General features: G+C 50.8%; 12 protein-coding genes and 1 pseudogene. 12 read left to right on the forward strand and 1 reads right to left on the reverse strand.

Translation table 11 applies throughout. The features are described from left to right. Positions 1-702: 702 nt before the first annotated feature. Positions 703-888 carry a hypothetical protein gene (locus tag MXE41_RS03130; RefSeq protein ID WP_247099331.1) on the reverse strand — a complete coding sequence of 62 codons (186 nt, stop codon included), beginning with the start codon at positions 886-888 and terminating at the stop codon, positions 703-705. Positions 889-1,400: 512 nt separating this feature from the next. Between MXE41_RS03130 and MXE41_RS03135 the strand changes: the two genes are divergently transcribed. The 12 genes and pseudogenes from MXE41_RS03135 to MXE41_RS03190 all read left to right on the forward strand — a co-directional run bounded on the left by MXE41_RS03135 (position 1,401) and on the right by MXE41_RS03190 (position 20,144). Further along, positions 1,401-1,553, forward strand: a complete 153-nt coding sequence (locus MXE41_RS03135) for a hypothetical protein (protein ID WP_246976362.1) — start codon at positions 1,401-1,403, stop codon at positions 1,551-1,553. Further along, positions 1,546-2,463 carry an endonuclease/exonuclease/phosphatase family protein gene (locus MXE41_RS03140; RefSeq protein WP_247099332.1) on the forward strand — a complete coding sequence of 306 codons (918 nt, stop codon included), beginning with the start codon at positions 1,546-1,548 and terminating at the stop codon, positions 2,461-2,463. Before MXE41_RS03135 ends, MXE41_RS03140 begins: the two co-directional genes overlap by 8 nt. A gap of 1,170 nt (positions 2,464-3,633) precedes the next feature. Beyond that, positions 3,634-4,473, forward strand: a pseudogene (gene accD / locus MXE41_RS03145) (acetyl-CoA carboxylase, carboxyltransferase subunit beta); the annotation flags it as partial. Positions 4,474-5,295: 822 nt separating this feature from the next. Continuing rightward, positions 5,296-6,957, forward strand: a complete 1,662-nt coding sequence (locus MXE41_RS03150; protein ID WP_247099333.1) for a cyanophycin synthetase — start codon at positions 5,296-5,298, stop codon at positions 6,955-6,957. A gap of 673 nt (positions 6,958-7,630) precedes the next feature. After that, positions 7,631-8,488, forward strand: coding sequence for an SPOR domain-containing protein (locus MXE41_RS03155; RefSeq protein WP_246976371.1), 858 nt, complete (start codon positions 7,631-7,633; stop codon positions 8,486-8,488). A 304-nt stretch (positions 8,489-8,792) separates the two neighbouring features. Then, the gene (locus MXE41_RS03160; protein WP_247099334.1) at positions 8,793-8,975 is read left to right on the forward strand and encodes a hypothetical protein; all 183 of its coding nucleotides are present in this window, start codon (positions 8,793-8,795) and stop codon (positions 8,973-8,975) included. Positions 8,976-9,684: 709 nt separating this feature from the next. Next, complete coding sequence (locus MXE41_RS03165; protein ID WP_246976377.1) at positions 9,685-10,788, forward strand: AAA family ATPase; 1,104 nt, start codon at positions 9,685-9,687, stop codon at positions 10,786-10,788. A 17-nt stretch (positions 10,789-10,805) separates the two neighbouring features. Further along, a complete protein-coding gene (locus MXE41_RS03170) occupies positions 10,806-14,528 on the forward strand; it encodes a DUF5682 family protein (protein WP_247099335.1) in 3,723 nt (1,240 codons plus the stop codon). 339 nt (positions 14,529-14,867) lie between these two features. Then, a complete protein-coding gene (locus MXE41_RS03175; RefSeq protein ID WP_247099336.1) occupies positions 14,868-16,016 on the forward strand; it encodes a VWA domain-containing protein in 1,149 nt (382 codons plus the stop codon). A 299-nt stretch (positions 16,017-16,315) separates the two neighbouring features. Continuing rightward, the gene (locus MXE41_RS03180) at positions 16,316-16,651 is read left to right on the forward strand and encodes a hypothetical protein (RefSeq protein WP_246976387.1); all 336 of its coding nucleotides are present in this window, start codon (positions 16,316-16,318) and stop codon (positions 16,649-16,651) included. A 269-nt stretch (positions 16,652-16,920) separates the two neighbouring features. Then, positions 16,921-18,624, forward strand: coding sequence for a hypothetical protein (locus MXE41_RS03185; protein WP_247099337.1), 1,704 nt, complete (start codon positions 16,921-16,923; stop codon positions 18,622-18,624). A 710-nt stretch (positions 18,625-19,334) separates the two neighbouring features. Then, a complete protein-coding gene (locus MXE41_RS03190; RefSeq protein WP_246976393.1) occupies positions 19,335-20,144 on the forward strand; it encodes a Nif3-like dinuclear metal center hexameric protein in 810 nt (269 codons plus the stop codon). The last annotated feature ends 281 nt before the right edge of the window (positions 20,145-20,425 follow it).

Genomic DNA, 20,425 nt, shown 5'->3' on the forward strand with positions numbered 1-20,425 from the left:
TCATCAGTCGGGCCGAACATTTATCAGTCTCAAAGTGTAGCTGAAGCATTCATATGGTCAAAAATAATGATAAGGGTTAAGCATACCCTGTGGCCATACCTCAAAGACACATAATTGCGCGCTCCGTCACGCTCAGACAGATTTTATCTGCCCATGAACACGCATGAGGCGAAAAAAGTACCCTCATTATGCATCCACAGCGGGCACTTTATTACACAGTTTGTATCGGTATATCTGAATAACTGCAGGGATAGGGCACTGCAAAGCAGCTCAATGCTCAGAGCATTGAGGTCGGGAGCCATATGATATGCAGCATATGACATGCGCCATGTGCCATATCCCTTGTGACAGATGCCATGGCAGTAACATTGACTGCAAATGGCAAAGCCATGGCAGGCAAGAAATGTACGAACAGACTAAATGACAGAGAACAGGGCTGAATCAAAAGGCATGACCTTAAGGTCGGCCAGGAAGTATCCTGCAGTCAGTCAGTCATGTCATGGTGCCTTTATAAGGCCTGTATAAGGCCTGTATAAGGCTTTTCCCAGGGCGGATGCGCAGGGCAGACTGGGGAGAATGTTGAGCCGGGACATAATCATGGGAACAGGCAGCATGCTGGACAGCATGTGCGGCATCAGGCATGGATGGGCACGTCTGCAGCAGTCAGATGTAAGTAAGGCGCCAGGAAGGCTCACGGGCGGGCTATGAGCCGGTCTTCAATGGCACGGGCATCTGGCATGCCCACGACAGGTCAATGGCACGGGCATCTGGCAGGAGCACAGACGGTGCAATGGCTCGGTCGTCGGGCAGGACCACAGACGGGGCAATGGCGCGGGCATCTGGCAGGAGCACAGACGGGGCAATGGCCTGGGCGTCAGGAAGGAACATAGACGAGAAAAGGAATGTTTCCTAAGGCTTGTCCACAGGCGGGGTAAATGACTGTGGCCCCAGGTATTGATGTAAGGCCTGGTACAGGCCAGCCGGCATGGAATGTTCCATCAGTGAGCAGAAACTGCAGCCTGTATACATCCGTGATCACTTGGGGAGCGAATCTGGCGGAGTTGCACCCTGTTGGACCTCAATTGTGGCCTCAGCTGCAAAAAGCGCGTAAATAAAACGTAAATAAGGAAAATAATGTGATCTTTGTTGATGAATTTCTCTCAACAAAAAGATAATTTGATGTCTGCATCTCTGGATCCATGGCTGCTGACAGTATTTGTGTGGTGCCTTGCAGATGCAGAGGATTGTCTTGATCAAATGCCGCTCAGGGCTGCGTGAGTGAGGCTGCGTGGCCGTTTTCAGATATGAGCATAAGCATTCTGGAGTTTTTATACCCGCACAGAGCGGTTTTACTGGCAGATTGTAGTTGCCACTGCCGTCGACAAGGAGTTTTTGGAAAAATGGGTACTATTTACGAGCGTGCCATGGCTGAGTTTGCCTATGGTGTAAGTGTCAGAGCAGCAAGCGTTACTCCAACCGATGATCTCTCCTCCCAAAATGACAGCCATGAGGCGTCAGGAGCATCTGAGGATATGGAGGGTACTAATGCTTAAGCTGTCAGCTCTGGCAGGTGCTCTTGCCGGAATTATGATGGCTGCCTGCGTTCAGGCTGCCGGTACAGAAGCTGCCAACACTCCTGCAGAAGTGCCAGCTCCCGTAAGTGAGGGGGTTACAAATAAGGAGTATAAGAAAGGACCGGTTATCAAGGTTGCATCCTACAATATAGCTGCAGCCCGTGTTTCCTCTCTTAACAGTGTTGCCATGGCCATTAAGGCCATTGATGCTGATGTTATTGCCTTAAATGAGGTGGATAACAAAACAGCTCGTGCCGGTGGCGTTGACCAGGCCAAATACATAGCTGAGAAGCTTGGTTTGCAGTATGCCTTTGGTCCAGCCATAGATTTTGAGGGCGGCAAATACGGTATTGCCGTATTGAGCCGTTATCCCATTACCAGTTACGAGGTAGTCAATCTCCCTCAGGGGGAGCCTGGGGTTGATGAGGATCGTGTAGTTCTGGCTGTTGAAATTAACCACGAGAAGTTTGATACCCCGGTGGTAATTCTCAATACCCATCTGGATTACAAAGAGGATCATGTGCTGCAGAGAAAGCAGATTGCCACCATCAATGATATTGCTGTGGCCAACGTTTCTCTCAAGCAGATCAGAGATGTGACTACCAAGGTCAAAATCCTGATGGGCGATTTCAACGATACCGGCAACAGTGACAACATTGCCGAGCTGTCACGTTACTGGGACCTGGTAACTCTTCAGGACCGCTACAGAATGCGTACCTGGCCTTCTGCCAACCCTATGGCCGACCTTGACCATATCTTTACCTCCCGTGGTCAGCGCTGGACTCTTAAGAGCCTTACCATCCCTAAAGGAAAGGAAATGGGCATCGACTGGGCCAGTGTCTCAGACCATCTGCCTGTGATCGCTGTCATGACGCTGTATGAGCGCTAGGAAAAGTCCAGGAAAAAATCTATATAATTGGTTGCGCAAAACTCACACAAGTGATTTTGCAAACTACTCACTAATCTATATTAAGGCGGGTCTGAGGATTCGCCTTTTTAGTTTGTGCCCTGCATGTAGCGGCATTGGGCCCCAGGTAGGTCCCGCTTTGCCAGCACTCACACTATGTCAGCAAACCAGGTTGTGTGGCATATTGCCCTGTCTGTCTTCATGCAGCACTCAGCTCCGGCTGGCTCTGAATCCGACTCAACAGTTTCATATCTGTCACGCCTTGCAGAGTAGGACCATGCTTCCTGACTTGAGCACGCCTTGCAGAGAAAGAGCATGCTTCCTGACTTGAGCACGCCTTGCAGAGAAAGACCATGCTTCCTGATTTGGGCCCGCCTTGCAGAGAAAGACCATGCTTCCTGATTCGGGCCGCCTTGCAGAGTAAGACAGCTCTTTCGTGACCGTGGCCCTGGCCCTTTGTTATCAGTTCGTGCCTGACCGCATTTGGTGGCGTTACTATGACCATACGGCCATGCCTGCTCCATCTGAGTCTTTTTTCATGCACTGACTCATGGCTGTGGCCATCAGGCGTGGCCAGGAGCAGTGGCCTGGGATTTTCTCAAGTGCGAGGACAGCTGTGATTGATTAAGGGGAGTTTTTGAATGCGATATGGAGGGGACTGTGCAGCCGACAGCAGGGGGTTACGCGTTTGGCTGAGGGCTGGAATGTGCCTGGGGAATGAGTGCATAGATAATGAATTTTTCGTCTTAAAGCCCATATATACGGGCTTTGATGCGATGCTGGTGAGATTTGGTTAACTTTGTATTATAATTACAGGTCGCTGTGCTGGACCGAACCGTGTTTTATGGGGATTGTTCAGCATACATTCAGTCAGTCTGAACATCAGATTCATCACCTGCCCATGCGCTGTGTAGAGACCTCGTCAGGTCCTGAGGCCGGGCGGACAGCTTTCCGGGGATAGACAGAAGATGTTCTGTCATATGCTTTAACTGTCTTGCACGGGCATGCCTGAGCATGCCAGTAAGTGCTCCATGCTTCATGCCCGATATGCTGGTATCTGCAGCTTATGTATGGCCCTGCACGAGAGATGGGAGCCATGCCCTGCGCTACGCTGATGACTGGGACGTGTCCAATAACTGAGGGTGCATTTTTATGAGCTGGATTGATGATATTGCTAAGAAGTTTACCAAGAGTGAAAACAGCAAGCATGAAATCCCAGAAGGCGTATGGACCAAGTGTGAGTCCTGCGAGCAGGTCTTATACCGTTCTGAGTTAGAGCGCAATCTCAATGTGTGCCCAAAGTGTGGCCATCATATGCGTCTTAAGGCCCGCAAACGCCTTGAATCTTTCCTTGATGCTGACCGCCGTGAAGAGCTGGGTGCCGATTTTGAGCCTAAGGATGCTCTGCGCTTTAAGGACCTCAAACGTTATAAGGACCGTTATACCAGCGCTCAGAAGAGCACTGGTGAAAAGGACGCTCTGGTAGTGCTCAAGGGCACTCTCAAGGGTATTCCAGTAGTTGCCTGTGCCTTTGAGTTCGGATTCATGGCAGGTTCCATGGGTTCTGTAGTAGGTGCCCGTTTCTGTCTGGCTGCCCAGGAGTGTCTCAAAGAAGGCCGTGCCCTGGTATGTTTCTCCACATCAGGTGGTGCACGTATGCAGGAGTCTCTGCTCTCCCTGATGCAGATGGCAAAGACCTCAGCTGTACTTGCCAAGATGTCTGACGCCCACCTGCCTTTTATCAGCGTTATGTCTGACCCTACCATGGGCGGTGTGTCTGCATCCCTGGCCATGCTTGGTGACGTTAATATTGCCGAGCCTAATGCCCTGATTGGCTTTGCCGGTCCTCGTGTTATTGAGCAGACCGTACGCGAAAAGCTCCCTGAGGGCTTCCAGCATGCTGAATTTCTGCTTGAAAAAGGCGCTATTGACATGATCGTTGCCCGTCACAATATGCGTGACGAGATTGCCGAGCTCATTTCCAAGATGATGGGTTATGAGAACGCAGGTTCAGGCTACAGCAAGGCCGGTTCTGCAGCCCAGGAGAGTGGTGCAGCACTGCCTGTCGAACTCAATGCCGACGAGGTTAAGACCACCAGCCGCCGTCGCCGCGCCCGCAGCGAGGAAGAAACCCGTGCCGGTGAAGAGGCCGCTCAGGCCATTGCCGCTGCCGAAGAGGAAAAGCAGGACGGCAAGCAGGCTAAAGGCTCATCCCGTCGTATCGGCTTCAAGAAATAATTCACTTTTTTCTGACTGAAGTACTGAAAATCCCGTACTGCAGCACAAACAAAGGAGCTGCCTCACATTTGAGGAGCTCCAGACAAAAAAAGGAGTCGCCCTGACAGGCGGCTCCTTTTTTTCCATCAGGACTTTAACAGCATGATTTGCTGCTGCATAACCCTGATGCAGGCCTGCAATTCTGGCTGACATCTGCAATATGCCGCACCTGCAGGTGCCACAGCAAAATGCCTCAGCCCCAGCTTCCGCTGCAGCAGCCGCAGCAAAATGCCTCAGCCCCAGCTGACGCCGCCGCTGTAACACATGCTGCAGGGCGTAAGAACAGCAGGGGCGACTGCATGAGTGGCAGGTATGGTGACTGCCGGGCTGGGTGCTGCAGGCTCTGCCGGGGGCTTATACAGGCTTAATGTGATAATAAGATGTACTTAACATGCAGCTGCAGATTCATTAACCTGATTTAGGTATGATGTGCTTTTGACCGTTGTGTTCTTACAGGGCTGAAAGAGCGATGGCTGAGACTGGCAGGAGTATGCCTGAAAGGTAATACGGCCATTAAGATCAATTTGAGGTTTGATTATGAGCGTAACTGAGACCATTGGCGGAGATGCCGTTGAGCGCGATGACAGCGCACTGATGGCTGAGCTGGCCAGAGCCCGTGATGAGGGTCGTAACTGGACTGTGGAGAGCTGGGAGCAGTATCTTAACGCCATCAATCCCAACCACATGACCCTGGGCCTTGACCGTATCAGGGAAGTAGCCTTCCGTCTGCACATGTTTGAGGATCTGGTAAATAACGGAACCTATATCGTTACCGTTGCCGGAACCAATGGTAAGGGCTCTACCTGTGCTCTGATTGCTCAGGCCATGAGTAATCAGGGAGTAAACGTAGGTCTTTTTACCTCACCGCATCTCATTTCCTTTAATGAGCGCATGCAGATCAATGGTAAAAATATCGACAACAGTCTGTTATCGCTCTGTCTTTCCGAGGTGGTTGCAGCCCAGTATCCTGACTGTGACCTGCAAGGCGTAATTGTTCCTGATCCTGAAAAGTTCAGCACCGAGTTCAACTCTGATGACTTTGAGGAAGACAGCTCAATGAGCGACGATGAGCGTCTCATGGCTATTGCTGAGCTCAATCACGCTACCAGAGCCCAGGAGGACGGTGCGCCAGAGCTGATGGCCAAAAAACGTCCTTTTAAGGATGCTGTGGTACTGCTAAGTTATTTTGAGCTGGTAACTCTGGCTGCAGTACGTGCCTTTATGCGCAGCGGCTGTGAGCTGCTGGTGCTGGAGACTGGTCTGGGCGGGCGCCTTGATGCCGTTAATGTCTTCTACAATGATATTGCCGTGATTACCTCCATAGGCATGGATCATGTGAAGATTCTGGGCAATACCAGCAAGGAAATTGCCTTTGAAAAGGCCGGCATTATCAAGCCTTATGGTGAGGTGGTAATTGGCCGCAATATGGACGAGGCTGCACGTCAGGAAATACTGCGCGTAGCCAAAATCAGAGATGCCCGTAACTGGCCTGAGGACTTTGCTTTCAAGGTGGACCTGGTGCCACGTTCCGAGCCTGACCCTCGTGTTGCTGAGCTTGAAAAGCAGGGACGCAGAGTTCCAGATGAGCTCAAATACGATATCTGTTACCAGGACAGAACTGTAAGCTTTGCGCTGTACTTCCCATATCCTAAGGTCCCACTCAGCTGCGCAGGTCTGGCACTCAATGTCATATTCAAGCTCAATGACTCCCTGGGCTTCAAGAACGACTACGACAATCTCAGTGCTATCGAGCGTGCCGTGGCTACGGTATCTCTGCCAGGACGTATGCAGAAAGTTGCATCGCAGCCTGCTGTTTATCTGGATGTCGCCCATAACGTTCCAGCTGCTGAGCACCTGTGTCGCAATCTTGATTCCTATGCCGGTACCTGTGGACGTCGTATCGCGGTAGCAGGCATGCTCAAGGACAAGGATGTTGAGGGCGTGCTTAATGTGCTCAAGGACAGCTTTGATGCCTTCTATGTAACCACCCTGCATACCGAGCGCGGTGAGAGCAAGGAGCGCCTTGGTGAATGGCTCAACAGCAACACCGATAAAGAGCGCGTAACTGTACGAACCTTTGATGACACGGCATCAGCTCTTGATGCTGCCCGCAGCGATGCCGGACCTGACGACACCATTGTGGTTCTGGGCTCCTTTGTCACCGTAAGCGAGGCAGCACGTCATCTGAACGTGCTCTAGCCTGCGGCTGCACCATACGTGCAGGGCATAACAGAGCTGCACCATACGTGCGGACTACACCAGACCTGCACCATACGTGCGGTCTACACCAGGGCTGCGCCATACGTGCAGGCCATACCAGGACTACACCAGGAATGGACCATGTGTGCAGGCCATACCATGACTGCAACCATCAGGCGTCGGCCAGCAGTCTGTCCTGGCATCATGTCCAGCCTGGTTGCAGCATAAGTCTGTATCATACGGTTGAATCATCACTGATGTACCTGATTTTCATGCCTCAGCAGCATTGAACATTTCAAACGGCCGGCGAGCTTATGCTTTGCTGGCTGTTTTGTTTCCGGGCACTGGTACAGGCAAGGCAGCAGGCAGTTAACGCCAGTCAGCCGCAGGAGCCATTAAGCTGACAGTCATCAGGCACCAGTCAGCAGTCAGCCGGGCGGCTTTCACTGGTAGAAAAATGCAGTACTGACAATAGCGGGGCGGTAAATTGATGCTTGCTTACTGGCAGCTCAGCCGTAAACAGTGCATTAGTTCTTTGGTAGCCAATGGCCATGAAAATCAGTGTACAATGGGCTCAGTCCGGCACCTGACTCAAAGGATTACAGCCGGCAGAACACAAGTCACCGGCCTTTAAGTCCATGGGCCAGTGCCAAGAGACGGAGCAGAGTTTTTCATGGCTGTCAGCAATACCTTAAGAAACCGCCTGGTGGGCTTTGGCATAGTAGCCTCTTCCATTTTGATCATACTGCCTTTAATTCTTTCCAAGGATATGATCACCAAGAGAACTCCTGATGCCATTGCTGTAAATGGCAATGGAGCCGTAGTCAATGAAAAAGGTGAGCTTGCCTACAAGGACCAGGCCGATCTGAACCTGGCACTTAATGTAAACTCAGATCGCGGTACTCTGCAGCTTGCCGGTGAGCAGAAGAATCCTGCTCCAGACCTCAATGACGGACCGGTTACAGCAGGTCAGGACAATGGCGTTGAAATGCTTGAGTTTTCCCGTCCTGAAACCAGTCCTTCAGGTGAAATTCTTACCAGCAATCGTGCTCCTGCAGCCGCCCCGTCAGGTCAGGCTGTTCAGTCCGGTGGTACTGAAATTCTGACCCCGTCAAAGCCGGCTCAGAACGCTCAGACAGCTCAGAGCCAGCGCCCACAGGGCAATTCTCATGAGGTTCTGGTATCTGACAGAAATCCTCCAAAGAAGGAAGTTAAGCCAGCTCCTGCACCAGCTCCCGCAAAGCCATCCCCTGGTCCTGGCTCCAATGATGAAGAGATCATTGCTGGCAGCCGTCCAGGCGAGCGCTTTGTCATTCAGGTTGGCGTATTCTCCAAGAAAGATAATGCCATGAAGGTGGTCAAAATACTTCAGGGTGACGGCATTCCTGTCTATGCTGTCAGGGTCAATACCAATGGCCGTGAGCTCTTCCGTGTCTTTGGCGGTCGATCCAACAACAGAAATGACCTGAACACTCTGGTAGAGCGCGTAAACCGCCTGTGCGGCACCAAATCAAAGATTGTTCCTAACTGATGCAGGCGCGCCGGCATCAATGCCAGCACCCATGCCAGCACGCATGGCTGTTACCATGCCAGCAGGCATGCCTGCTGCCATGCAATGCACTCAGGCGTAGCCGCATCTGCTATACCGGCCAGTCATGAATGTGCCCGAAGCGGGCTTCATTTAGGCCGTCAGTACAAAATACAAAAGCCTCTGAACCATAATCTGCGTTATGGTCCAGAGGCTTTTTTCATTTATGTCCAATCTTAAGATGATGTATCAGCCGCCTCTGTAGATTGCGCCATAAAACTGGTAATTCCTTGCCTGCGATGACGTCATGGCACTTGAAGAAGAGGCGTCGTCGGCCGTGGCATGGGAGGAAGATGGGACAGGCCTGTTGAGCGATCAGCCGGGCGCATTTTCAGTAAACAAGCGCTGTTTGGAAAAGCAAGTGTTACTTCCAGCGGTCACTGTATCTGTATTTTTTTCAAAGAGCATTGAAGGAGGCCATAAGTCGTAGTTCTTTAGATCACATTGATGGTTTTTGCCATGAAATTACAGGCATAGCTTCAATAGCATTAATCAAAATTTCATGACTTCAGTGTTTAAATAAATTCTTATATAGATAGACTATATAAATGTGTTTTGGGGGCATTATTCTGGCCACTGTTTATAGAATTCGATTCCTGTCGCATAACAAAGTGAGTTTGCAGTAAGTAGCTTTACTGTCCATTAAATTAAAAAATAATTTAATATATAGTTGAACTTTCGTAACTTAAATGCTAAATTAGCTTGGAATTACAATGTAATGGCTGTGCTGTAATCATTTTGCCCTTATGTTCGCCTGGCCACATGGCAGTCTGGCCAGCTGGCCAGCAGGCTGCCCGGACACGTGGCTGCTCATTTTGCAGCAGTCCGCCGCAGGCCTCAGCGTTCCAGAACATGGCGCCGCTGCCGCTGCCGCTGCCGCTGCCGCTGCCGCTGCCGCTGCAGGCGCTGCTGATTGCGTCTTATGCTGATGACATGGGAAAGGGCGGGACATACTGACAGCTGTGCATCTGTTGCAGGGAGCTTTGACAAAAAGCACTCTGTACTGACAGAGTATTTCAGACCGTATCAGAATTAAGAAATGATGCTGGTCAAGACAAACGACTTTTTCAACCCAACCTGAAAGGAGGACAGCGCTTCCTCGCCTGACTGCAGGCAGTGGAGCTGGGCGCTGAGTTTATATGAGCGACATTCTCAAACCATGTATGGAAGATCTGTATAAGGACGAGCTTGAGGCACTGGCCTTTCATGACAAGGGTGAAAAGCCAGCAGGCTGGAGGCTCTCTCCAAAGTCACTGCGTACCTTTATTCTTGGTCAGAAGAAACCTCTTGAATATGAAGGACGCTCCATAACCATTTCACAAAAGTTCTTTGGTAATGACTCTCTGGTAGAGCGCTGCATTGTGTCTCTGGCCAGCTCCCGTCCTCTGCTGCTTATTGGCGAGCCTGGCACAGCCAAGTCCTTTTTAAGTGAGCTGCTCAGTGCCGGTATTTGCGGAAACAGCCGCAATACCATTCAGGGCAGTATTGGCCTGACTGAGGACATGATTAAGTACTCATGGAACTATGCTCTGCTTATTGCCAAGGGCCCTGTTCCTGAGGCTCTGGTGCCTTCTCCGCTCTACACCGGCATGACTGAGGGTATCATCACCCGTTTTGAAGAAATCACCCGTGCTCCGCTGGAAATTCAGGACTCTCTGATTTCTGTACTGTCAGACAAGATTCTCTCTATTCCTGAGCTTAAGGATCAGCCTTTCATCATGGCTCAGCGTGGCTTTAACATCATCGCCACCGCCAATACCCGCGACAAGGGCGTAAATGAGATGTCCAGCGCTCTCAAGCGCCGCTTCAACTTCGAGACTGTACAGCCTATCAAGACCATTGATATGGAAATGTCAGTTATCCGTTCACAGGCATCCAAACTCTGCGCTGACATGAAGCCTGAGCTTTTTGATGACAGCTTCATCAGCATTCTGGCTTCAACCTTCCGTGATCTGCGTACCGGCACTTCCTCAGGCGGAGGCAAGTTTGACCGTCCTGATGCCGTGCTGTCTACAGCTGAGGCTGTTCAGGTCTATCAGCAGACCGTTGTTGACGCCCATTACTATCATGATGACGAGATCTCCATGAAGACTTTCGTCAACAACATCAAGTCAGCTGTAATCAAGGATAAGGAAGAGGACCTCAAGACTCTGAAGAACTATGTCAAGGTCATAGCCAAGTCAGAGGAGAAGAGCAATGACGAACTTTATCAGGAGTTTGCAAAGCAGGTAGCCAAGTGCTGATTGAGGGGTGAACTGCAATGAGTAAAGCTCACATATCCAGTGACAGCCAGGCTCAAGCCAGCACTGAAGCGGTCACTGCTGATGCCACCGCAGCCACCGCAGCGACTGCAGTTGACGCAGCAGCTGCAGCTGCAGCAACTGATGCGTCAGCGGCAGCTGATGCGGCAGCTGGTGCTGACAAGCCCAGGGCAAAAGCCAAAAGCAGGAGCGGATCAAAGACAGGTTCAAAGACCTCATCTAAAGCAAAGGGCAAAAAAGGCAGCAAAGAGGCTGATGTACTTGACCCTGAGGTTATCAAAGAGCACTGGAAGAAGGCTCTGGATTTTGAGTCCAAGGTGCTGCTCGTTCCAATGCGCCATCACTCCCCGGCCATGGCTCTGCATCTGCCGCGTATTATCGACGCCTACCAGCCAGATCACATTGCTGTGGAAATGCCTTATGCCTATCAGGAAATCTGCCGTGATCTGATAGCCCCGGGCGTGGTGCCTCCTGTTGCCTTTTTCAGCTATGGAACAACAAAGGTTAATAAGCTTGTTCCTGAAAATGAAGATGATCCGGATTCAGAACTTGTTGAGCAAACGGTTGAAGTGCCTTTTAATCACCTCTACCCAATGCTCGAGCAGTCACCTGAATATGTGGCCATAAGAGAGGCGGTAAACCGCAATATCGACTTCAGCTGCATTGATCTGAGCAGCTGCGAGACTGACTATCTTGATGAACTTGAGAAGGCGCAGGCTCAAAATGAGCTGGCTGCTCTTATGGAGCAGCATGCCATGGCTGAAGGCCAGATTCTGCTCAATGCCCTGGGCGCTCAGTCCTCAGACAGCAGTGATGATGGCCTGAAGGTCGACAGCGAAGATGGGGCTGACACCGCAGCAGCTGCTGCAGATGAGCAGCGCAAGGCTCTGCAGATGGAGGCGGTAAAGCATCTCAAATCCGATTCCTCATTTGGCGAAATCATCGAGTGCATAACAGAAAACAGTGGTTCTCTGAGCTTTGAAGAGTTCTGGGATCGCTGCTTTGAGATTAATGCCCTTGGTGTTGATACTCTGACCTATCTGCGTGATCTCTATATATACTGTTATGTAACGCGTAAAGGATCTGGAGATCGTGAGGGACTGGCAAATGTGCAGCGTGAGCTCTTCATGCTCAAGCAGATTACTGCTGCCTCCAAAAAGTACAGCCGTGTGCTGGTACTTACCGGCGGTTCCCATTCTGTAGCGCTTTGTGACTACCTCTACTATAAGAAAGCCAAAGACAAGCCGGTCAAATTTGGAAAGATCAAAAACAACAGCTTTATCATTCCATTTTCATGGCGTAGAGCTGATGCCCAGGACTCCTATGGAGCTGGCATGGTCTTCCCGTTTTTCTACTTTGTGCTTTACAGAGCAATTAAAGACTCAATGTCTTTCAACCCGTCGCTGAGCCTTAAGCTGGCTTCGGATCTTGCTGCAGCTGCGCTCAGCGCCGCTGAAGATGCCTCTGTTTCTGTGGCCGGGAAGTCTGCCCATGCTGAATCAGGCAACTCAGAGTCTGCTAATGCTGAGTCAGGTAGCTCCGATTCAGCTGATGCTCAGTCAGGTAACTCTAATCCAGCAGATACTGAGTCAGGTAGCTCCGATTCAGCTGATGCTCAGTCAGGTAACTGCGATCCAGCTGATGCTCAGTCCGAGCAGCAGTGGGTTGCTGTAGCCTGTGATCACAGTCAGTTTGAGCACTGGAATGACCCTCTGTCTGCCATCAGAGCCGCCTGCAAGGTCTATAAGATAAAAGACAGTAAGGATGAGGCAGATGATGAGCAGGGCGGACGAAAAAAGAAAAAGGACAGCAGCAGCGACCAGACACCGTCAGGACCTGTTGATAAGGTACTTGATCTCATCAAGTCACTGGGATCAGTAGCTGAGCAGGCCAAAATCAAGGACCCTAAGGAGCTCAACGCCCTGGCCGCCAGAGCTGTGGCTGCAAATGCCATGGAGGGCAAGGGTGATGGAGCTGTATCAGACAGTGCTGACAATCAGGCAGAGACAGCAGATGTTGCTCAGACTGCTGCAGCAGAGACTTCAGTGGAGCTGAGTCCGTCGCAGCGCATTGCACTGTTAAGCTACCGTGCTGATCATGAGCAGCTCATTGCCGCTGCAGAAGCTGCATGCTTCTATTTCAGCCGCCAGCTGCGCGACTATCGTGGCCGCAGACTGGCTACAGCTGTGCAGATTGACTGCAATGTCATGCTCAAAGGCCTTTGTGCTATACGTGACAAGCTCGCTCCATCAGTGTTTGAGCTTATCGATGCTGTCAAGAGCACCTGCATTAAAGAGGAGCTGGGTGAGTCTCATTACATGCTGCTTAACCTGCAGAAAGCTCTGACCTCTCTGCCTTCAGGATCGGTCCCGCTAAATGTCAATGTGCCTCCGCTGTGGCGTGACTTCGTGTTAAAAGCCCGCAAGTTTGGCATGAAGACCGAAATCGACACGGTAAGCAATGCCACCATCGACATCTTCAAGGATGAAAAGAACATCCTTAAAGGCCAGTTCTTTGCTCAGGCAGCATTCATCGATCCTGACAGTTTTACAAAACTGAGCCAGGAAACCACAGGCAATACAGTACGACGTCGAGAGACATACAACTACTGTTTCCGTGACAGTACCATTATGGCCATTATCAGGGCCGCTGAGCATGGCGAGGATATGGGCACTGCCTGTCGCAAGCTGGTACGTATGCGCCTTGAGAGCAGCAGGGACAGTCTTTCAGAGCTGTGTACTCTGTTCAGTCAGTGCGTCGACATGGGCATTGACGAGATCCTTCGTAAACTTGCCGGCCTTATCAGAAATGCCATTTCCAGCGAAAAGGAGCTTGGTGAGGTGGCCGAGGCTCTTAATATCCTCAGCTCTTATTCCTTTATTGCCAAGGTAGAAGAACACAGTCAGACAACAGTCGATCAGCTCAACAGTCTGGTGCTTGATCAGGCTCTGCGTATTCTGTCTCAGCTCAATGATGTTACAGATGATGAAGTCGATGACTTCGTTGATAACATCCAGTGCATCAACTACTACTTTGGAAAGTATGACAGTCATAAAGAGGCCTACTGTACCCAGCTGCGTGAGCTCATCAAAGATGATGCTGTCGGTTCAACTCTTCAGGGATGCTATCTTTCCCTGCTGTTTAAGAACAAGGAAATCTCCTATGAAGAGTTTGAGCGCCATGTCGATCAGTTCGTTTATGGCTCAATTCTCAGCAACAATGACTGCATAGGCTTTTTCTACGGCATTATCAAGATCTCCCGTGCCGGTATTTTCTACCGCAACGGCATCATGAAGCTGCTCAATGCCTACATTGAGTCTCTTCGTGGTGAGGAGTTCTTGAAGGTCCTGATCATGCTCAAGCGCTGCTTTGCTGATTTCAGCAAGGTTGAAGTCTTCAAGGTGCTCAAACTGCTGCGCAAGATTCATGGCCTGTCCATTGAGCAGGTAGAGTTTGAGGTTTCACCTGAAGACTATGTTGCCAATATGGAAGCTGACAGAATCATGTACCAGCAGATGAGCAGGTGGCTTGATATGCCGGATTGGGGCATGATTGATCAGCATTCCTCCAATACCCTGGCAACTCCAGGACTGGTTGAGGATCTGACCGGACGAAAGCCGGTAAATATCCTGAATCCGGCAGCAGCAGCACCGCAGAGCCATGATGACTCTCAGCGCAGCAGCGCTGATGACGATATCCTGCTTGATGATGAACCACTCTGAGCCGGATAACTCAAATCACGACAATCAGCTCACCGCATCAGACACATGGCAGTAAGCTTTGCTCACTGCCATGGCAGGCCCGGCATGCACCAGGCCACCTGCTGTATGCCTCCCCGGCATGCACCAGGCTGCCTGCTTCATGTTGCCCCAGCCTGTACCAGGCTGCCTGCTTCATGTTGCTCCAGCCTGTACCAGGCAGGAGTAACGGAGGCCTGCTGTTACGGCCTGCTGCATTCAGCAGGGCAGCCTGCAGATGCTGCACATGCTCTGTTGTGCAGGTGCGCTTTGTGGTGAGCACGACGTGAGCTGGTGATTAAGACTTTTTCGGGGTAAAGGATTTTGGACGTAGAAATCGATATTAAGGATAAGTGGCGCCTGATCCTTGGCAGCAGTGCTGAGGGAGATATGCCTCTGTCATCCGATCAGGAATTTTTTCAGGAGCCTGGCAGTAATCGTCGCTACACTCTTGGAGATCTCGACAAGTGCCTTGAGTATGTTTACGAAAACGAGCTTGATGAGCATAGCGGTGAAAAAAGTCAGGGCGGAAATGAGGATGTTTCACTGACCGCTACCAACTGGCTTAACACCTCCAAAAAGCTCTTTCCTTCGGGCATTTATGAGATTGTGCAGAAGGATGCCATGGCTCATGGCCGCATCGCTGCTTTGCTTCAGGATGATGATTTTGTGGCTCAGCTTGAGCCCAATATGGATCTGCTCTCTTCCATTCTCTCACTGAAGAACTCTCTCAATGGCAAGGCTCTGGCTAATGCAGAGGCCATGGTAGAGCGCATAGTAAAGGAGCTGCGTAAGCATTTTAAACTCGAGGCTCAGCGTGCCTTTTACGGTCATCGTGACCTGAGTTCCACACCGGTTCGCACTTTCAGAAATCTTGATATCAGGCGCATTATAAAAGCAAATATGAAGTATTACCTGCCTGAGTATCAGTGCATAGTGCCCCGTCAGCTGTACTTCACACCACGCAGTATCAAAAACGTGGTTCACGACCTTTTTGTTGTAGTTGACCAGAGCGGATCCATGATGGATTCCTATGCCTACAGTGCCATTGTAGCCTCGGTATTTGCTCAGCTGGGCTGTCTGAATACCTCTATGGTGATCTATTCAAGTGATGTGGTGGACTACAGTGAGTATCTGGACAATGTGGTAGAGCTGCTGTTCAAGTCACAGCTTTCAGGTGGTACTGAGACCTGCAAGGCACTTTCCTATATTGAGCCGAAGTTTGCTCAGCCAGAACGTACCATTGTGGTATTGATTTCAGATCTCTATGATTTTGAGCCTGCACGCATGATCAAGATGATCAAGGACCATATTGAAAGTGGTGTACGTTATCTGATTCTGCCTGCTCTGGGAGACAGTGCTCCTTCGTATGACAAAGAAACGGCCGCCAGGCTCTCTTCAGTTGGTGCCAACGTGGCTGTGCTCAGTCCGGATCGCCTTGTCGAGTACGTATCGACCATGGTGCGCGGCTGACCGCCCTGACTGCTGAGCTGCACCGCAGGCAGACTGCCGCACCACAGCTGTAGGACTGCACAGCATGCGCTGCAAAGACTATGAGCACAGCAGGCCTCTGCACTATGCAGGCCGTGCGCAGCAGGCATCTGCATTATGCAGTAAGGTGCACAGCCAGGCCTCTGCATTATGCGCAGGCCTTAGCTGCTGCAGCCGTGGCATGCCGGGACTGCATTGTATGCTGACGCCATTTTTTAACCTGACATGAAAGGAGGACAGCGCCTGCCTGTACTAAGGAACAGGTTCTGCGTTGAATTTCGATGAGTAATGTTAATGCTCTTTTTCTGGCACGAGTTAACGAAACCGTTCAGGAGTATCTGATGCTGGGCTACAGCATCATTGAAGATACCACTCTGGTTGAGCTCGACAGCCTCAGGGAGACAGCCGAGAAGATTGGTTTCAAGTCTATTGGAATGCTCCTGGGCAGGCTTTATACGGCCTGCAGTGACTATTTGCGTACTGTTAATCCCCAGACAGCTCTGGCTGTAACCATAGCCATATCTCATATTCAGTTTGCTCTGTCATCGCTTGACGTGCCGTTGCAGGAAGCACCGGGCAACAATGATCAGATGAGAAGCATGCTAGAGCAGCTATAAGACTTTGTGAGCATGTCCTGCAGCAGCACATGTCTGCAGACGGCTGCTGCATATGAGGTGGCTGGGGAGTGCTCCAGTGGATAAAGCAGTGAATTAAATGCTCAGGTGCATGCATTTAAGCATGACTGTATTCATACAGCCATGCCAGGAGCACAGCTGCATGCAAGGCATGGTCGCAGGATTACCAGTGTTGCATGTAGCGACAGCTGCACAGGCAAATCAAAGATTACGGCTCACCGGACAGGAGTGCCGGTAAACAGGAGAACAATATGTCGCAGATCGAGCAGCCAGAGGGTGGTCAGAGGCAAGAGTCATCCACTGATCTGGCCCTGGATAAAATCAATCAGACAGTTTCAGCTATTGCCGATCTGACTGCAAAGCGCCGTCAGCAGCAAGCTCAGCAGGAAATCCAGAGTCATCAGTCATGCTCCTGGAACAGTGCGCAGCTGGAGGTGCTGGGGCGCTTTTTCACCCTCAGTGAGCGCGACTACATGCCATATGACACATCCAGCGCTCCTCTGAGTGCTCAGAAAGTGCGTGAGCTTATTCTTGAGGGGCACTATGGCGGTCTGGACAGACTTACCTCGGAGATGCTCAAAGAGGGGCTTACCCCAAAGGCGTGGCTTGATCGCAGACTGATGGCAATATGTGACAATCACAGCTACTTTACCTGGGACCAGAACAAAGACATTCTTTATTGCAATATGCCTGACTGTGCCTGCAGCCTGAGCTTCAGTCGCAACAGCAGCTGCAAGCTCCTTGACGAGCAGGCAGACAACAGAGAGGAATATGAGCTCCTTCATGCAGGCATGCTGGCTCTTTTGATACTTGACCGTCTGGAGTGTGAGGATGAAGTAGATGCTCTGTTCACATCCCGTGAGAAATTTCAGCCTTTCTTTGATGAGGTGCTGGCAACGGTAAGTCTGATTTTTTCTCAGGGCCTGAATAACCTCAATCTCGACATGTGTGAAAAGGTCAAGGCCCTGATTGTTGAGGCAGGCAGCTGCCGTATTGAGTTTCTTCATAACTCCCTGTCTGTCCTGCTCAACATGCTCAAGCGTTTCATGGATGACAGTGCTTCTGCCAGTGTGGAGGCCATTTTCAATCTGCTGTGCCGCATCGTAAATACAGTGGAGGCCATCAGAAAGAATGACAGCCGTGAGGCTCTGATATCTCTTTACGGTATTAACAGCGGTCATTCATACTATGTACAGACCATGCCGGTAGTGGGCTGTGGCTATAACAGGGTCGATACCTCAACGCCAACCAGCGGCAACTGTGAATCAATTGCTTATTACTTCTACGACTTTATCGGACGGCGTTTTCTGGCTATCTATTCAGTTATTAATGACGGATTCAGGCCTCCTCAGACGCTGTTCAGCACCGATTATAGCAGCTATTCTCTTTCAGCAGCAGCCGGCGAAGTACTGTGCTTTTGCGGAGTATGGGTTTGTGATGGCAAGATCAAAAACTCCAAAGAATCATGGACTGATTTTGACTTTATTGTTGATATCTCTAAAGATGAAGAAGAAAACGAAAGCAAAGGCAGTAGCGAAGAGAATGATGTTGCTCACCGGGAGCTCTACGATCTGATAGCATGGCGTGATTATGAGGCATTAAGACGCAGCTCACTGCGCAGTTCATCTGAGTACTTTTCAGTAAAGGGCAGAACAGACAACATTCATCTGGTACATGTGGGCAAGTGCCTGGATATTGATAAGAGCGATCCAGAGCATGTCCGTGCCATATTCAAGGATGAAAACGGCCATAAGATGGACGTTCTCCTGAGGGAGGTCAACAGCTCATCAAAATTGCTTTGCGATTACATGGACAAGTGGAAGACCAGTGCAGATGCTCCTGGCAATTTTTATGCTCTGCTGCGCTGCCCTGTAGTTTCAGGACAGATGCGCCCCGAGCTGGTAACTTTCTTCTGCCAACCAGAAGCTCCTGAAAAGACCAGGAAGAGCAAATAATCCCTCTATTCTGGAAACTGGCGGCCCCGTGGCTGGCAAAGCCAAAATAAGGCCCCTGTATCAGGCAGGCCATGGGCCAGCAAGGCAACGGCGCAAGCTGGTCAGGCCCCAGCCATGTCATTGAGCAAGCTGATCAGGCCCCAGCCATGCCATTGAGCAAGCTGGTCAGGCCCCAGCCATGTCATTGAGCAAGCTGGTCAGGCCCCAGCCATGTCATTGAGCAAGCTGATCAGGCCCCAGCAATGTCATTGAGCAAGCTGGTCAGGCCCCAGCCATGTCATTGAGCAAGCTGGTAAGGCCAAGCCTTGCCATTGAGCAAGCAGGTAAGGCCAAGCCTTGCCATTGAGTAAGCAGGTAAGGCCCAGCCATGCCATTGAGCAAGCTGATCAGGCCCAGCCTTGCCATGGATCGAGGCCACCGGCAGTTTAACTGCGTGTTGCATGGTGCAGGGGCTGACTGAGCAGCGGGAGTCAGGACAAATCACAGTATGCAAGGCTACTATAGTGGCGCTCTATGGCCTATAATTTCAGGCATTACCAGAATTTCAGTCACTGCAAAGTCGCCATCAGGTCTGAACCGCTCTAAGCTTTTAAGCGCAGGTTGAGATTGCTGACAGCAGGCGTGACTGAACTCCAGTCATAGCCGTAAGGCTTTGACTGAGCAAGTAACAGTTGCAGGTTCTGTCAGAGTTATTGTCAAGGAGAATTTCCATGCATATATCAGAGTTAATTGCCTCTCTGGACGAGTTGCTGGAAGCACGTGATTATAAGGATGCTTCCTATAACGGCCTTCAGGTGGCAGGACCAGAGGAGGTCAAAAAGATTGCCACTGCATGCACAGCCTCTCTTGAGGCTATTGATGCTGCAGTTGAGGCAGGCTGTGATACCCTGATTGTGCACCATGGCCTGTTCTGGAAGGGCGCTGATCCGCGTCTTATCGGCAACTACTATCAGCGCGTCAAGGCTCTGATTGATGGCAATCTTAACCTTGTAGCCTATCACCTGCCACTGGATGCCCATATGGAGCTCGGTAACAATGCTGTGCTGGCCCATATCCTTGGTGGTGATGTGGTTGACTATATTGAGCCGGGAGTAAAGCAGTCAATTGGCATGCGTGTACGTCTTGCTGAGCCTCTGGCTGTAAAGGAAATTGCAGCACTGCTGTGCCATCGCCTTGATACCAAGGTAACCTTGCTGGGCAATATCACTGATGACATCATGATCGATGATCTTGCTGTATGTTCAGGATCAGGATCCTCACTGCTTGATGACAACAAGCAGCCGAATTTCCAGGCTTTAATAACCGGTGATGCCAATGAGCAGACCTACCACATGGCAGTTGAGACCGGCACTCTGGTATTTGTTGTAGGTCATCACGCCTCAGAGCAGCTTGCTATTGGCCGCCTTGGAGACATGCTTGCCGATCGCTTTGGCCTTGAGCACTTTGCCTCACATTTCACTTATGAAAAGGACGTTCCTACCTACACCATAGGCCCGGCCGGATCCAGCGACGAAGACTAGGAAAAACCGGAAAAACCGGCAATACCAGCCTGATAGGCAATACCAGCCTGGCCTGCCTTTCAGGCACTCTCGAAAGGTAACCTCACAAGTCATTCTCACAATGACTCCTGACGATGACTGCTCATAAGTCAGCCGCATGAGCAGGCTGACGAGCCATCCTGATGAGGACGTCTTTGCACCATGCTTACTGACTGTATCATGCCCGTATGGCTGGTATGGCTGGTATGGCTGGTGTGACTGCTCCAGAGAGCAAGCTTTATGCTCTGATTTATGGCATCGTC

This window comes from Anaerobiospirillum sp. NML120449 (genome assembly GCF_023051105.1).
Classification (GTDB): Bacteria; Pseudomonadota; Gammaproteobacteria; order Enterobacterales; family Succinivibrionaceae; genus Anaerobiospirillum.